We start from the raw sequence: 15,973 nt of genomic DNA, 5'->3' as shown, positions 1-15,973 counted from the left end.
CTGTATGTATGTACAGTATTTGTGTCGGCGCCATAAACTTCGGCGCAGGCTATTCATACAGACAGACAAGGAGAAACATATGGCTTTGGAAATTGGCCCAATCGTCATTACTGCGGGGCGAGAGCAGGATTTTTCAATCGACGGCTTCGGCGGTGGTTACGGCCCGCCACCCGTTCCAGGATGGACTCAGAGCGTCAATGCAGAAATTGTCCGGCGCGCAGATGAGCTGCTGTTCAACGGCAGAGTGGCTGCCGACCTGAGCTATACACAGCGCGCCGATGCGATACCTGCGCAATATCAGGCTCAATTGACCCAGATCGCTGCACAAGCAGAAGCCAGTGCCGCCACGCCGCTTGAACAGCTGGCCAATGAGTCGGCAAGCCTGAGCAATGCGATCACGCAAAAAGCTGCCGAGTATCAGGCGCAGTTCACCATCGCGTTGGGTTACGACGGCGCAGACCCTACCACTGGCTTTCGCATGCCGCCGGGCAGCTTTCCGCCGGAATATTACTATTCGTTCGCCGTGGATTGGCTCAAGGCCTACAACGCCGGGCTCGATGCAAAATTGTCGAATTCGCAAGCCAAGATCCTGAACGATCGCAAAAACCAGGTCGATACAGAAGCGGTTGATATCCAGCTGGCGATTAAATTCACCGCTGACTTTTATAAGGAGGTGGGCGAAAAGTATGGTGCTCACTTCGCCGAACTGGCTCAGCAACTGGCCAGCGAAGCCCAAGGCAAAACCATCAGCAATGTTGATGAGGCGATGAGGGCGTTTAACCAGTACAAAGACAGCCTGAATGCAAAGTTTAATGCGAGTGATCGCTTGGCGATTAAAAACGCGTTGGACGCTGTTGACGCGCAGCAACTGGCTAACCACATCACTACGTTGAGCAAGGGGTTTGGTTATGTTGGGAAGGCCATAGATGCTGTGGATCTATTGACTGAAGTCAAGAACGGCTTTCAGACCGGTGAGTGGAACAACACGCTGTTGAAGATCGAAACGCTCTTTGCAGGCGCTGCGGCGACGGGGTTGCTGGCTTTTGCTTTCGGGGTGGCTGCCACGACGCCTATCGGCATACTGGCCTTTGCAATGATCATGGCGTTGACCAGCGCCTATATCTCCGAAGCCCGCGTGAAAGCGTTCAACGACGCACTTGATGCGGCGATCAACCCAGGTCAGTAAGCTGACTCAAGAGTGGCCCTGACGGGCCACTTTTTTTATCGCGACATACATCAGGTAAGCGCCCGCAACAGGAATCGCCAGTAGCATGCAAACAATGTAATACATGACATACAAACCATTTTTGCCTGGGCTTTCGGTGAACAGGCCCGTGGTCCAGAACGATCGGGTTGTAAACGTCAGGAAGAAGCTTTCGATTAATTTTTTTGACAGTGGGAACAGTAACGTACTGAGCAGTGCGGCGGATAAATAGCCATAGTGGATATCCTGGGTCACCGGGTCTTTGTAAAACCACACACTCAAGCCCAGGATCAGAAGGCCCGCGGCAATGGCGAGGTTTTTTAAAAAATACGCTGTGCTCATGGTGTATCTATACAGGGCTGCTTGAGTCGTTGTGATCTTCGCATGTCGAATCACCTGCTTCAACGTAGGCGGGTTGCGTTGGGGGGCGAGATCAATCGCCAGGCGGTTGCGCCCGCGCCGTCGCATCAACCTGTATTTGCAATAAGTGTAAGTCGCTGCTTGGCTGAGTACAGTGAATGTGCGCCAGCACCTAGCCTCCAGGACTCAAAGCACTCATGTACAAAGACCTGAAGTTCCCTGTTCTTATCGTGCACCGCGACATCAAGGCCGACACCGTTGCCGGTGATCGGGTCAGAGGCATTGCCAGGGAGTTGGAACAAGAGGGCTTCAGTATTTTTTCTGCGGTGGATTACGCCGAAGGCCGATTAGTTGCTTCTACCCATCACGGCCTGGCGTGCATGTTGATCGCCGCCGAAGGCGCTGGCGAAAACACCCACCTGCTGCAAAACATGGTCGAGCTGATTCGCCTGGCGCGGGTGAGGGCGCCCAACCTGCCGATCTTTGCCCTGGGCGAGCAGGTTACCCTGGAAAACGCGCCGGCCGACGCCATGAGTGAGCTCAACCAACTGCGCGGCATTCTGTACCTGTTCGAAGACACTGTGCCGTTTTTGGCCCGCCAGGTTGCGCGTGCCGCGCGCGCCTACCTTGATGGCTTGTTGCCGCCGTTTTTCAAAGCGTTGGTACAGCACACCGCTGACTCCAACTATTCCTGGCACACCCCCGGCCATGGCGGCGGCGTGGCTTATCGCAAAAGCCCGGTGGGGCAGGCGTTCCATCAGTTTTTTGGCGAAAACACCCTGCGTTCGGATTTGTCCGTGTCGGTGCCGGAGCTGGGTTCGCTGCTCGATCACACCGGGCCCTTGGCCGAAGCCGAGGCCCGTGCGGCGCGCAACTTTGGTGCCGATCACACGTTCTTTGTGATTAACGGCACCTCGACCGCCAACAAGATCGTGTGGCATTCCATGGTGGCGCGCGACGACTTGGTGTTGGTGGATCGCAACTGCCACAAGTCGGTGCTGCATTCGATCATCATGACCGGCGCCATCCCGCTGTACCTGTGCCCGGAGCGCAACGAGCTGGGGATTATCGGCCCAATCCCCTTAAGTGAATTCAGCCCCGAATCGATCCGCGCCAAAATCGACGCCAGCCCGTTGACCCGTGGCCGGCCGGCGAAAGTGAAGCTGGCGGTGGTCACCAACTCCACCTACGACGGCCTGTGCTACAACGCCGAGCTGATCAAGCAGCAATTGGGCAACAGTGTTGAGGTGTTGCACTTCGACGAGGCCTGGTACGCCTACGCGGCCTTTCACGAATTCTTCGCCGGGCGTTATGGCATGGGCACGTCGCGCACCCCGGACAGCCCGCTGGTGTTCACCACCCACTCGACGCACAAATTGCTCGCGGCGTTCAGCCAGGCGTCGATGATCCATGTGCAGGACGGCGGTGCGCGCCAGTTGGACCGTGACCGTTTCAACGAAGCCTTCATGATGCACATCTCCACGTCCCCGCAATACAGCATCATCGCCTCGCTGGACGTGGCCTCGGCGATGATGGAAGGCCCGGCCGGGCGCTCGCTGTTGCAGGAGATGTTCGATGAAGCCCTGAGTTTTCGCCGTGCGCTGGCCAATCTGCGCCAGCATATTGCAGCCGAAGATTGGTGGTTCTCGATCTGGCAGCCGCCGTCGGTGGCCGGCATCGACCGGGTCGCCACGGCGGATTGGCTGTTGCACCCGCAGGATGATTGGCACGGCTTTGGCGATGTGGCCGAAGACTATGTGTTGCTGGACCCGATCAAAGTCACCCTGGTAATGCCCGGCCTTAACGCCGGTGGTGCCTTGAGCGACTGCGGAATTCCCGCCGCAGTGGTCAGCAAATTCCTCTGGGAACGTGGGTTGGTGGTGGAAAAGACCGGTTTATATTCCTTCCTCGTGTTGTTTTCCATGGGCATCACCAAGGGCAAATGGAGTACCTTGCTCACCGAGTTGCTGGAGTTCAAGCGCAATTATGACGCCAATGCCAGCCTGGCCAGCTGTTTGCCCTCGGTGTTCAAAGAAGGCCCGGCGCGTTATCAAGGCCTGGGTTTGCGTGACCTGTGCGACCAGTTGCATAGTTGTTACCGCAGCAACGCCACGGCCAAGCACCTCAAGCGGATGTACACGGTGTTGCCCGACATTGCGATGAAACCGGCTGATGCCTACGACCATCTGGTCAGGGGTGAAGTCGAAGCCGTTTCCATTGACGCCTTGCCAGGACGCATCGCAGCCGTGATGCTGGTGCCGTATCCGCCGGGCATTCCGTTGATCATGCCGGGCGAGCGCTTTACTGAATCCACGCGCTCGATCATCGACTACCTGGCATTTGCCCGCACGTTCGATAGCAGTTTCCCCGGTTTTGTCGCTGATGTTCATGGGTTGCAACACGAAGATGACGGCAGTGGTCGTTGTTACACCGTCGATTGCATCAAGGGTTAAGGATGTTTATGCAAGCTGTAATGAACCCGAAGTATCCGGGGCTTAGTGTTCGGGTCGCCGACGAAGGCTTTGACGCCTACGTGTGGGGCAATGACTTCAGCTTTGAGGTCAGCGCCTATGGCGTGCCGGAGATGGGCCAGCGGGTCGATCAATGGGCGGTGGAGCGCATCCTGCCGTACCGCAAATGTTATGGCATCGACCCGGAAGAATTCGCCAGTTTTCGCGATGTTCCCGACAGTGCGATTTTTATGGCGTACCTGGATGATCGCGCGGTGGGGCACGTTGTGGTCAGCACCAACTGGAACGGTTTTGCCCATGTCGACGAGCTGGCGGTGGCCTTGCCTGCGCGACGCCATGGCGTGGCCAAGGCGTTGCTGGATGTGGCGCAGTTCTGGGCGCGCAAAAAGAATCTGCCGGGCATGATGCTCGAGACCCAGAACAACAACCTCGGTGCCTGCCGCCTGTATGAACGTTGCGGGTATGTGATGGGCGGGATCGATCAATTGCGCTATCGCGGGATTGATCCACAAACCCGCGAAGTGGCGATTTTCTGGTATCGGCTGTTTAAGCCCGAGTCGCAAATGGCCTGAACACGCTGACGGCTGATGTTCAGGCCACGTTGAAGTACAGCGGTCCAGGTCAGGAATCGATCCACGAATGTTCGGCGCCGATGTTGATCTTCAACTGGTCACGGAGCGCGTGGTAGTGTGTTTTGGCTTGCGCCACGCTTTCTGTGAGCCCATCCGGTTCACTCACGCCTTTATTGAGATAATACTGGCGAGTGTCATCTTCCAACTTGAACGGGGGGCCGGACACGTACCTGTTATTGAGCTTTTGTATTTTTTCTTTGCTTATCCCATCAAAGCCTGCATCGTAAATGTCAGGTCGCTTGCTTTTCAGTACGTCGTCAAACATGTTCGGGCCGACGGTTTCAAAGATCTTGCCTTCGTACTCCAGAAAATCTTGGGTGTAGGTGAATCTGCCATTGGCCTCTTTGGAGAGGGTGGGGCGATTGGCCTCTAAATACGCCTTGTTTTTAGTGAAGCGCCGGTTCATCTCGGCGATCATTTCGGTCACGACCGGGTTATCAGGTTGCGTGGCGAAGTTACTGGTATTGAAGAAGGGTTTGTAGTCGGTGATTTGGTGAGCGACCGGTTTGCTGAGCAGTATATCCGAGTCACCCGCGTTCAAGCCGGCGGACCCCACGGCGCCTTTAATCGTGTCATCGGTGTCGAGATAAATACCGCCATATTTATTCATCAACGGATAGCGAGCCACATCGGAAGTGGCGGCAAGGTTTTTCCCCTGGCCGTTGCGAAAGTAGGTGTACAGCTCTGTTGTTTTCAATGGCTGGAAAAAGTCTTCGTCATGCAAGTTCATGACGGTAACGCCGGGAGCATCCTTCTCCAGCTTGAGCTTGATGGCCTGCAGCAACTCTGGAGTGTCGGCGTCGACGTGCACAATGGATGTGAAGCCGGGCATATTTTCGGCATTGGCCGCGATGTTCTTGACCAGCTTGTCGGGTATTTCGCCACCCGCCCAGAAGTAGTGAATGTTGGTAGGGATGGGCCTGATATTGCTGGGCATCTGCAAGATAGCCGGCGGGGTTACATCGATGAATCTGAAATTGTGCTCGGGTATCTTCTGGGCTTTTTTAAGTTCTTCCAGTGGTCCCATCTGCCACTTCTTCTTAGCGCTTCTCCAGAAGTACTCGGCGGCCTTTCCGTTGGCTTTACCCGAACTAGCCATCCAGGCACCGACCTTGGTATCAAAGGTGGCGACAATGTTCATGCCCCGGTATTCGATCGTGTAGGGGTATGAAGAACCCGTGGTTATTTTTACGTCGTCTACCGGAACGACGTAGGTGTGTTGGTTTAATTTCCAGGGTGAGAGGGAGTCACCGCCGAACAAGCGATTGGCGGTGGCGGAGGGTTCCCAACCGGCGCTGCCCAAGTCCTTGACCGCAATGTTGTCGCGTGGCGCGCTGGGGTGTTGGATAACCCGCTGGCCGTCCTTGACAGTGGACTGATAGAGCTTGCCATCGACTTTTATGTATTCTTTATTGTTCGGGCCGACGTAGACGTTTGACTGCAAGCCTTTGACCTGCAACTGGGCCGGGGAGACATTGACCTCATAGTCACGCAGCGATGGCCTGTTGAAGACTTCGACCCTATCACCTGCAGCCGCCACCGCAGGCTGGAAATCTTTCAGCGGTGAACCGTAGGGCCGCCCCTTGGCCGCGTCGAAGGCATACCAGTTGCCGCCCCGGAACAACGCATCACTGTCCAGAACTTCACCGGCAACCTTGGAGGTGCCTACAGCAACCAGGCCATGCTGCGTGCTGGCCGCTTTGAGTACGTCGTAGCTGCCGCTGGCGCCCTTGAGGGCATTGAATGCGCTCTTTCCCTTGGACCAGGTCCAGCGGCTGAGACCCTTGAGAAGGTCGCCCCCACCGCCCAACGGGTTGACCGCGTCGATTACGACGGTACCCAGAAACCGGGCGGTTCTTACTGTGCCCCGCAGGCCGGTCACACCCTTGGCGACCACTTTGCTCGCATGCGCGGCCTTGCCGGCGCCCAGGGTCACCAGCCCAATCACATCCATGCCAAGGTCGAGCAAGCCATCGCCGATATTGCCCTGCATGAAGTTAACAATCGCTGACCTGAACGGAATCATATTCAGGAAAAATTCGCCGATGGCCGTGTTCGCTGCGCTAGTCTTATCGTAGGACGTTGTTCCGCGTGCATGTTTGAGCAGGTCATCGCCCTGCAAGTCCAGGCGTTTACCGAGTACTTTGGCGATGTAGCGGGTACGGTCTGAATCGTACATTTGTGGCGTTTCAACGGCCGCCGGCTTTTCCTTGGCCTGCTCGGTATGCTCGTCTTCGAAGGGGTTGAATCGCACGGTTCTATGCAGTGTGTTGGCGTCTCGGCTGTCGAGCCTGGAGTAGGGTGGCGAGTAAATGTGAGCCAGGTAATTGTGTTTTGAAATGGTCCCGGCGCGTGTATCAATGCGGTAAATATTGACCTGCCCTTCACGGGTGATTTTCACATCCAGCGTATGGCCTTTTTGGGTCAGGGTTTTTGTCGAGAAGTCCAAGCCGATGAGGTAGCTGTCGGTATGAAAAAATTCGAGTTTTCCATATTCGAAGTTTTTCCGATCCTGCGGTGGCAAGGTCGAGATCAGGTAGTGGGTCATGCCCGTATGGCCTTTCTCCAGCACCTCAATCGCAGGTTTGTATTGCTGGTTGAAGGCATCGACTACCGATAGTGCGCCACTGTCGGACAGCGCGCAAAACTGTTTGATGGGGATGCGCTTGTCGTTGGTAATCCAATGTTCGTTGTCAGCATTTTTGACTGTGGAGCCGTGCATGACGACGTCCAGCATTGAGTGCGTGCCAGGGAAACTTCCGGGGCGTCCTTTGATCAACCGGGCTTTCGTGAGGCTTTTAGCTTTGAACACTTCATCGGGTATGCCTGGGAATTTCTCCCTGAGCAGCTCCATCCCCATGTTTTCACGCATCGGGATGGGCGTTGCGAGAGCCTGAGAGGTGGCTTGCAAAGCTTCTTGCTGGACGCTGAAGGCGTTCTGCACGTCGCGCATCTGAGTGTCGGTGGGCGTCGTGCCAGCCATCAAGTAGCCATTGACTTCCCCCCAATTATGCAACGCTTCGTGATGGATATGCTGTGAGATGGGTATGCCGACGTCGAGGCCCTCTGCGGCGGCAAGTACTTCGCGATAGGACATGCTGAGTACACGTCCCGGTGATTCGATTTCCAGCTTGGCCACAGCGATAGCCAATTGAGTCCAGGGAATGCTGCCGTAGGTCACGTTGGCCGGAATGTTCTTGACCAGGTATTCAGGCGCAGTGCGAGCCAGCAACATACGCGCAGCCAGTTCAGCCGATGCCGCAGAGGCCCGACCTTCCTTGACCAAGTGACGGCTCAAAGCCTCGATCACTGCGCTGGGCGCTTGATTCCAGAGTGACTGTTGGCCCAGATCAAAGCCGCCAACGCTGTTACGCGCCGGTGTGCCGGTGGATTGCGGGTCAAGCCCCATCTGAATTGCAGCGAGCAAGTAGTCGTTGACGCTGGTGTTCGTCGCAATGCCGCCCAAACGGTTTTGAATGGCCTGGCCCAGCGCTTGCGCCTTGGCCGACCCCAGCAGTGTTTCGACTGCGCTGCTGGGATATTTATAGTCATTGCCGGACAACTCGCAGGCGGACAACAGATAGCCCAGCACGCCTTTTGGGTCGTTCAATGGTAACCCTGGCAGCGCTGAATCAGGTGTGTTCAACAAGGCGATGATGGCTTGTTTGTCTTGCGTCGAGAGCGGCATCGGCCAGCTCAGCGCGCCGCTGAAGTTGCCCAGGGGCGGGGTCTGCACGTGCTTTTTCGCTAGCTGATAAAGGGCTAGCAACGCGTCCAGGGTTTTGGGAAGGGGCAGGTCGCTGCCGCTGAGGAAGGTGCCCAGTTTGACGATGCTGGTGGGCGCCAGATTGTGCTGCTGATAGTAACTGGAGCCTTCGCATACCGATACTGAGACGTTGTTCAAGTGCGACGCCAGTTGGACCTCAAGCAGACTTTGCTGCTCACTGGAAAGGGGGGCGGGGAAGGCGGTGTGCAGATCTTCCAGAATCGTGTGCAGTTTTGCCGCCAGGGTTTCCCAGTTGCACCGATCGGCAAAGGCTTTTTTAAGCGCTGCCGGGTTGTCCAGATCATCAGGTGTTGCATCGTTGGCTGAGGCTTCAATCAAAGCCGGCTCAGCGGTAACCAGCGCACCGGTGCCCTGCGACGCAGTGAGGTTGGCAGGGTTCTGTAGCGCTTGATGAGAAAGGGCAGGTTGGAGAGTAGTCATAGGAAACGCTTCCTTGGTTAGAGTATGTCGTCCAGTGGAAAGCACGCAGCTGTGCTTTCTGCCTCTTTGAGTGCGACGTCTCTAGAACAAGGTTCCAACGTGATTGTTTAGCGTTTGTGTCGGTAAAAGGGTATGCAAAAAAGTGCGCAGGGCGGGTCAGGTGGCAGCTGTGCCCGTCAGCAAGGCGTCGGCCTTAGAGGCGACGATCTCCAGCAGTGCATTCAGCGCTGGGGCGGGTTCAGACGTCTTCAACGTCAATGCGTAAAGGACCACAGGTATTGGCGGTGACAATGGGCACGCATCCAGACCTGCTTCCCGAGCGCCGTAGGCGGTGAATGGGTCGACAATCGCCAGACCCTCTCCGGCCTCCACCATGCTGCGCATCATCTGGTAGGTCTGCACCCGCGTTTGCACCACCGGCAGCGGGCGCAGGGCTTGCAGTTTGGCGTCCAACACACGGCTTAGCGGGTCGTGGCCTTCCAGCCCGATCATCGACTGCCCGGCCAGGTCCTGCAGCGCAATGTACTTTTGCTTGGGTTTGAGCCAGCCATGGGGCGCGAGCAGTTGCAACTTGCCCTGGGCCAGCACGGTGCTTTGGATTTGCGGGTGTTGCGGATCATGCAGGCTAAGGCCCACGTCGGCTTCACGCAGCAACAGGCTCCTGACGATCTCCCGCGTTGGCTGGCTCGACAGGTTGCACGGCGTGTCCTGATAGCGCCGGCGCAGCAGCGCCAGGCTTTGTGGCAAGAGTTGATTGGCCAGGGGCGGCGTACACAGCGTACGTAAAGTCGGCGCATGATGGTGCTTCAGGCGGCTGGCCAGGCGCTGCACTGGCTCCAGCGCCTCATAGAGATGGGCCATTTCAGCCTGCAGCTCCAGGGTTTCGCGGGTTGCTTGCAAACGTCCGCGCACACTGGCAAACAGCATAAAGCCCAATTGCTGCTCGGCGTCCTTGAGGGTCGCGTCCACATCGCCCACGGGGAGTTGCAACCATTCGGCGGCCGTGCCGAGATGTCCGGTCTGCAAGATGGCCTGAATCACTTCGATATGACGTAAACGCATCGCCGGAGTCTATGTTCAGTGCGGTGGGGTTTCAATGCCTGGGTAAAAAAGAGCACAGGCATGGGGGAGTGTTGGCTACCGTCAGTGGGTATGTCACTGTCACGGGCAGGGTATACAAAGAATGTATCAATCGAGGGAAAGGGGGAGCCTCAAAATGCCAGCAAGTCTCTTAAACGGAAAAATACCCACCCAGCGCGGCTTCACGCGCTGGGCGGTGCTGGTGGTGCTGGTCATCATGGGCTTGCTGGCCTTGGCGCTGGGGCCACGCTTGTTCGGGGATGTGACGCTGGCGGAAATCGCCACTGCCAAGGCGCAGGTGGCGGAGCTGGGCAAGGCTGTCGAGCAGTTTCATCAAGACACCGGCCGTTATCCCACCGATGAGGAAGGCCTTGAGGTGTTGACCGCGCAATCTGCGCCATCGGCCAACAGCAAAGGCCCCTACATCAAGGAAGAGCTATTGACCGACCCTTGGGGCGTCGCCTATCAGTACCACTACCCGGCGACCCAGCCCGACGCCCCCTTCGATCTGTTTTCATTCGGCAAGGACCGAACCCTGGGCGGCGTCGGCGCTAACAAGGATATTACCTACGGTGACCACTGAATCACCTGGCATTCCCCATCGACCTGATTAGAATGGCGCATCTGATCATCAACGACCAATGCCGCTTCCCCGGCACTTAAAACAACAACAGGTCTGGTCTCACATGCCTCTACCCTCGACTTTTTTCGGGGTAACGGCCAAACAACTGCTGGTCCTGGTGACCATTGGCTGCGTGGCTGCTTATCTCTTCAATAATCAAGACGAACACCTCCCGGAAAACCATGCCCTTGAGGCGTTTATCCGTTCCCAGGAACAGGTGAGCGAGCAAGTCGGCGCGGTGCTGGAGATTGCGCTGGTCAGGCAGGTGGTGGCGTATCCCGCCTACGGCACGCCGGGCTACAAGCGTTCGCTGTATGCCGTTGAAGGCGAGCGGGGGCGGTTGCTGGTGACGCTCAAGCAACTGGACGGTGAGCAAGGCGTGGAAGTGACGCAGATACGCCGGCCGTGATCACCCGGCCCAGTCAACGCCAGTAATGGCCAGGACTGAGCAGGTCGATAAGGCGCGATCTTATGAAGCGAGGGTGGTTTGCGATTCGCGGACGATGATGGTCCCCGACTGGATCAATTTGAATTCATCGCCTTCCAATTTCTCTACACGGTCGCCAATGGCCAGCTTGTAGGTGGTGGTAGGCGTCGAGCCAGCCTGGCTGTCCTGCGCCGGGTTGGATTCCTGGAACTCATGCACCGAATACACGCGTCCTTCCGCGTCTCTGGCATGGAACTGTCCGACAAGTACTGCAGCCATCTGTTTAGAACCTCTGGAGATAAACACTCGATTTGCGGTTCTGTAGACCGTCATGGAGCGGGGTAGTTTACCTATGGAAAAAAAATACTATTCGTTGATGTTTTCAGACGCTTCCTACGCGGGTGGCTTTGTGGGAAACGCTGTTGGGAGTATCAAAACCCGCTGGTGAAGCCGTCGCGAAGGCTCTATAACTACAAGTTCCTTTAGTCAGACGTCGGGAAACCTCAATGAGCAAGGTCTACACGATTGCCGTCCTGGTTGGCAGCCTTAGAAAAGAGTCGATCAACCGTAAGGTCGCGTTGGCATTGGCCGAACTGGCACCTGCCAACCTTAAGTTGAACATTGTGGAAATTGGCGATTTGCCGCTCTACAACGAAGACATCGACGGTACCGCGCCGCCCGCAGCCTACAGTACTTTCCGTCAGCAGGTACGCTCATCCGACGCGGTGTTGTTTGTGACCCCGGAATATAACCGCTCTGTGCCGGCCCCGTTGAAGAACGCCATTGACGTTGGGTCTCGTCCTTATGGGCAAAGTGTCTATGGTGGTAAGCCTGGGGCGATCATCAGCGTGTCGCCGGGGGCCATTGGTGGGTTTGGGGCGAACCACCATTTGCGTCAGTCGCTGGTGTTTTTGGATGTGCCTTGTATGCAGCAGCCCGAGGCGTACCTGGGGGGCGCGGGTAGCGTGTTTGATGAGGCGGGCAAGGTGTCGGAGAAGACCCGGCCGTTTTTGCAGGCGTTTATTGATGGGTATGGTAAGTGGGTTGAGAAACAGTTGGGTTGATGGCTATTAGTGGGGGTGTTTGTGTACATATCCGTTACTGCGGTGTTGGCTACTTAGGGTTCCGTCCTGACGGCGGGTCACTTTTGTAAAGACCGGAATGCCGGCCCAGACAAAAGTAACCAAAAAGTCTTCGCCCCACCACTCGGTGCCTCGCCTAGGCTCGGCATGCCAGAACGAAGGCTTGAATCCGTGGGCCGCCGCGATGGGCCATCCTTGGCCCAGCGCGGCTAACCCGGCGTCCTGCCGGGTTACCCACGGATTCAAGCCTGCGTTCGGCCATCGTGGTTAACGGGGCGATTCGAGATCAAAAGCAGATCAAAAGCAGAGCACGGCGGCCTGAAAGCCGACCTGAGTGGTTGAAGCAAGAGCCAGATCAAGTGCAAAGCAAAAGCCTATGTACCTGATGTGACGCGGTCTAAATGTGGGAGCGGGCTTGCTCGCGAAAGCGGTGTGTCAGTCAATTCACCTGTCACTGATACACCGCATTCGCGAGCAAGCCCGCTCCCTCCTTTGACCGAGTATGGCTGCGCAGGTCCTAACCCCCAACCGCCCCCAATCGATCGGCAAGCTTCAGCGCCAACCCCGCACTTTCAAGGCGCGACGCCTGATCCACCTCCGGCCCCAAGATAGTTTTTTCTACAAAAAGCGAGTGCACCTCGCTCACCCCGATAAACCCCAGCCATGCCTCCAGGTAGGGCTTCTGAAAGTCCATCGCTTGCGCGCCAGGTGCAGAAAAATCCATTCCTCGCGCATACACATTCACTGCGATCTTGTTATGCAGGAGCCCGCGCAATCCATGCTCCGGGCTGAATTCAAACAGCACGTCCTTCTGCGACACCACGTCGATAAAGTGCTTGAGCTTGTAGGGAATCGCGAAATTCCACAGCGGCACCGAGAACACCAGCACGTCGGCCTGATGCAGGTGAGCCGCCAGCGCTGTGAGTGTCGCCCAGGCAGCGCTTTGTGCTGCGCTTAATGGCGTGCCCGCGATACCGGCGTATTTGGCGTCCATCACCGGCCCGTCAAACTCCGGCAAGTCCAGCGCCCATAAATCCAGGGTCACCACCTGGGTGTCCGGGGCGTTCTGCTGGTAGCGGGCGATAAACTGGCGAGCGATTTCCAGGGAGGCGGAGCGTTGTTTACGCGGCGAACATTCGATGTGCAGGAGTGTGGTCATGGTGGGCCTCGGGGAAAGTTGACCGAGGCATTGCAACATAGCGCTTATTGAAATATAAATCGTATTTAAACAACCTATTGATCACCAATCAGAATATGTTCGACGTCTTGTTGCTCAAAACCTTCGTTGCAGTGGTCGATGAGGGCGGTTTCAGCCGCGCCGCAGAGCGCCTGCACCTGACCCAGTCGGCCGTCAGTGGGCATTTGCGCCGCCTGGAGGAGCAGGTGGGCAAGCCCTTGCTTACCCGCACCACGCGCTCCCAGCAATTGACGCCGGATGGCGAACGGTTGATGGCCTATGCCCGTGGCATCCTGGCGCTGAACCGGGACGCCTGGGCCGCGCTGACGCGTTCGGCGTTTGAAGGAAACCTGCGCGTAGGCGTGTCGGAAGAGTTCGCGGATGCGCGCCTGTTGCGTGAACTGCAAAACGTCGAGGCGCAGTACCCTGGCATGCACATCAGCGTGCAAGTGGGCATTCCCGGTTCGTTGTTGAGTTTGATGAAGCAGGGTGAGCTGGATGTGGTGCTGGGGTCGTTGTGCGAGTCCAGTGAGCCAGGTTTGGCACTGTGGCGTGAGCCGTTAGTGTGGGCCTGGTCCGGGCAGCCGCTGGTGGCCTTGCCGAACCCGTTGCCCCTGGCCTTGTTTCCCGAGCCTTGCCCCTACCGCGAGGCGGCGCTGACCCGTCTGGCCCAAGCCGGCATCGCCCAGCGCAGCGCCATGCAGTGCAGCAGCTATGCGGCGTTGCATGCCGCAGCGTTGGCCGGGTTTGCCATTGCGCCGATGGCGCAGAGCCAAGTCGGGCCGGGCTTGACGGTACTCGGCACCGAATACGGTTTACCCGCGTTGCCCGATGCCGAGTTCCGCCTGTTCAGCGCCCCGGAGGCGGACCCGCGCCTGGTTGAAATAATCACCCAGGTGGTGGTCCGCTACGGCGCTGTTCGTCGCCACTGATGCTCAGCGCAACCAGTTGGTGCGCGCCAGTTCGAGCACTTCATCGCCACGCCCGCTCATCACCGCCTTGAGCATATACAGGCTGAAACCCTTGGCCTGTTCCAGCTTGATGGTTGGCGGCATCACCAGTTCCTGGGTGGCGGTGACCACATCCACCAGCACCGGGCCGTCATGGGCCAGGGCGCGGCGCAAGGCCGGTTCGAGATCTTCGGACTGCTCCACGCGAATGCCGAGGATGCCCATGGCGTTGGACATCGCAGCAAAATCCGGGTTTTTCAGCTCGGTGCCGGTGTCCAGGTAACCGGCGGCCTTCATCTCCATGGCCACAAACCCGAGTGAGGAGTTATCGAACACGATGACTTTCACCGGCAGTTTCAACTGCGCCAGCGAAATGAAGTCGCCCATCAACATGGCAAAGCCACCGTCGCCGGACATCGAGATCACTTGCCGCCCGGGAAATGCCGCCTGCGCACCGATGGCCTGGGGCATGGCATTGGCCATCGAACCGTGGTTGAACGAGCCGATCAGGCGACGTTTGCCGTTCATCTTCAAATACCGCGCAGCCCACACAGTGGGCGAACCGACGTCGGCGGTGAAAATCGCATCGTCATCCGCCAGTTCGCTGAGCAAGCGCGCCACGTACTGCGGGTGAATCGGCCGGTCGGCCTTCGATGGCTGCGCCAAATCATCCAGGCCTTGGCGGGCTTTTTCATAGTGTTTCAACGAAGTGTCGAGGAAGCTGCGATCGGTCTTGCGCGTCAGGCGTGGCAACAGTGCGTCGATGGTCTCGCTCACATCGGCCGCGATGCCGAGGTCCAGCGTGGCACGACGGCCCAGCGCCTGCGGGTTGCGGTCGACCTGGATGATCTTGGCGTCGGTAGGGTAGAACTGGCGATACGGGAAGTCGGTGCCGAGCATGATCAGCGTGTCGCAGTTGAGCATTGCGTGGTAGCCGGAGCTGAAGCCGATCAGGCCGGTCATGCCCACGTCAAACGGGTTGTCCCACTCCACGTGCTCCTTGCCGCGCAAGGCATGCACCACCGGCGCGCCCAGGGCATCGGCCAACGCGACCACCTGGTCGTGGGCGCCGGCACAGCCGCTGCCGCACAGCAGGGTGACTTTTTCGCTGCTGTGCAGGATCTCGCTGAGGCGCTGCAGGTCTGGTTCTGCCGGCAAGGTGCGCGGCGCGTGCAGGGCTGGCCAGGGTTTGAGTTTGTCTTCCACTTCCAGCAACGAGATATCGCCGGGGATCACCACCACCGCCACGCCTCGATTGAGGATCGCCGAACGCATGGCGCGGTGTAGCACCTGGGGCATCTGCGCAGGGTTGGTGACCAGCTCGATAAAGTGGCTGCACTCTTTGAACAGTTCCTGCGGATGGGTTTCCTGAAAGTAGTTCAGGCCGATCTCGGAGGAGGGGATTTGCGCGGCGATGGCCAACACCGGCACATGGTTGCGATGGCAGTCGAACAGGCCATTGATCAGGTGCAGGTTGCCCGGCCCGCAGCTGCCGGCACATACCGTCAGCTCGCCGGTGGCAGCCGCTTCGGCGCCGGCGGCGAAGGCGGCTACTTCTTCGTGGCGCACGTGCATCCACTCGATGCTGTCCATGGTGCGCAGGGCGTCGGTCAGGCCATTGAGGCTGTCGCCGGTCAGGCCCCAGATGCGCTTGATGCCCGCCTGTTCAAGGGTGGTCGCCAATTGCTGGGCCAGGTTGATTTTCGCCATGAAGAACTCCAATCGTCAGTGAGGTTAAAGGCTGCTGATCAGTAGAGGACA

At 57.8% G+C, this 15,973-nt stretch carries 13 protein-coding genes; 7 read left to right on the top strand and 6 right to left on the bottom strand.

The genetic code is table 11. The features are described 5' to 3' along the window. Nucleotides 1-79: 79 nt before the first annotated feature. A complete protein-coding gene (locus FFI16_RS14190) occupies nucleotides 80-1,186 on the top strand; it encodes a colicin-like pore-forming protein (RefSeq protein WP_256666255.1) in 1,107 nt (368 codons plus the stop codon). 6 nt (nucleotides 1,187-1,192) lie between these two features. Here FFI16_RS14190 and FFI16_RS14185 read toward each other — a convergent pair whose 3' ends face one another. Beyond that, nucleotides 1,193-1,546 carry a colicin E1 family microcin immunity protein gene (locus FFI16_RS14185; RefSeq protein ID WP_178112679.1) on the bottom strand — a complete coding sequence of 118 codons (354 nt, stop codon included), beginning with the start codon at nucleotides 1,544-1,546 and terminating at the stop codon, nucleotides 1,193-1,195. A 215-nt stretch (nucleotides 1,547-1,761) separates the two neighbouring features. Between FFI16_RS14185 and FFI16_RS14180 the strand changes: the two genes are divergently transcribed. After that, the gene (locus tag FFI16_RS14180; RefSeq protein WP_056859488.1) at nucleotides 1,762-4,017 is read left to right on the top strand and encodes an arginine/lysine/ornithine decarboxylase; all 2,256 of its coding nucleotides are present in this window, start codon (nucleotides 1,762-1,764) and stop codon (nucleotides 4,015-4,017) included. A gap of 8 nt (nucleotides 4,018-4,025) precedes the next feature. Next, entirely contained in the window at nucleotides 4,026-4,607 is a 582-nt protein-coding gene (locus FFI16_RS14175; RefSeq protein ID WP_138815767.1) for a GNAT family N-acetyltransferase, read from the top strand. A gap of 49 nt (nucleotides 4,608-4,656) precedes the next feature. Here FFI16_RS14175 and FFI16_RS14170 read toward each other — a convergent pair whose 3' ends face one another. Together FFI16_RS14170 and FFI16_RS14165 are read right to left on the bottom strand one after the other, a co-directional pair. After that, nucleotides 4,657-8,874 carry a glycosyltransferase family 32 protein gene (locus FFI16_RS14170; RefSeq protein WP_138815768.1) on the bottom strand — a complete coding sequence of 1,406 codons (4,218 nt, stop codon included), beginning with the start codon at nucleotides 8,872-8,874 and terminating at the stop codon, nucleotides 4,657-4,659. Nucleotides 8,875-9,030: 156 nt separating this feature from the next. Further along, nucleotides 9,031-9,936, bottom strand: coding sequence for a LysR substrate-binding domain-containing protein (locus FFI16_RS14165; protein WP_138815769.1), 906 nt, complete (start codon nucleotides 9,934-9,936; stop codon nucleotides 9,031-9,033). 154 nt (nucleotides 9,937-10,090) lie between these two features. Here FFI16_RS14165 and gspG point away from each other — a divergent pair, with 154 nt between their 5' ends. Both gspG and FFI16_RS14155 read left to right on the top strand, forming a co-directional pair. Further along, nucleotides 10,091-10,537 (top strand): type II secretion system major pseudopilin GspG, encoded by a 447-nt coding sequence (gspG, locus tag FFI16_RS14160; RefSeq protein WP_138815770.1) that lies wholly within the window; start codon nucleotides 10,091-10,093, stop codon nucleotides 10,535-10,537. A 103-nt stretch (nucleotides 10,538-10,640) separates the two neighbouring features. After that, the gene (locus tag FFI16_RS14155; protein WP_138815771.1) at nucleotides 10,641-10,985 is read left to right on the top strand and encodes a hypothetical protein; all 345 of its coding nucleotides are present in this window, start codon (nucleotides 10,641-10,643) and stop codon (nucleotides 10,983-10,985) included. 60 nt (nucleotides 10,986-11,045) lie between these two features. Here the strand turns inward: FFI16_RS14155 and FFI16_RS14150 are convergent, their stop codons facing one another. Then, a complete protein-coding gene (locus tag FFI16_RS14150; protein WP_017136925.1) occupies nucleotides 11,046-11,282 on the bottom strand; it encodes a hypothetical protein in 237 nt (78 codons plus the stop codon). Between the two features lie 227 nt (nucleotides 11,283-11,509). On the opposite strand from FFI16_RS14150, the gene FFI16_RS14145 reads away from it, so the two are divergent. Beyond that, entirely contained in the window at nucleotides 11,510-12,067 is a 558-nt protein-coding gene (locus FFI16_RS14145; protein ID WP_017136924.1) for an NADPH-dependent FMN reductase, read from the top strand. Nucleotides 12,068-12,602: 535 nt separating this feature from the next. On the opposite strand, the gene FFI16_RS14135 is transcribed toward FFI16_RS14145, so the two are convergent. Beyond that, a complete protein-coding gene (locus FFI16_RS14135; RefSeq protein WP_138815772.1) occupies nucleotides 12,603-13,244 on the bottom strand; it encodes an FMN-dependent NADH-azoreductase in 642 nt (213 codons plus the stop codon). Nucleotides 13,245-13,339: 95 nt separating this feature from the next. On the opposite strand from FFI16_RS14135, the gene FFI16_RS14130 reads away from it, so the two are divergent. Then, nucleotides 13,340-14,194, top strand: coding sequence for a LysR family transcriptional regulator (locus FFI16_RS14130; RefSeq protein WP_138815773.1), 855 nt, complete (start codon nucleotides 13,340-13,342; stop codon nucleotides 14,192-14,194). 3 nt (nucleotides 14,195-14,197) lie between these two features. Here FFI16_RS14130 and poxB read toward each other — a convergent pair whose 3' ends face one another. Then, nucleotides 14,198-15,922 (bottom strand): ubiquinone-dependent pyruvate dehydrogenase, encoded by a 1,725-nt coding sequence (gene poxB, locus FFI16_RS14125; protein ID WP_138815774.1) that lies wholly within the window; start codon nucleotides 15,920-15,922, stop codon nucleotides 14,198-14,200. Between the last annotated feature and the right edge of the window lie 51 nt (nucleotides 15,923-15,973).

The sequence above is a fragment of the Pseudomonas sp. KBS0710 genome (assembly GCF_005938045.2).
Classification (GTDB): Bacteria; Pseudomonadota; Gammaproteobacteria; order Pseudomonadales; family Pseudomonadaceae; genus Aquipseudomonas.
This window is presented reverse-complemented; position numbering and strand designations above follow the sequence as displayed.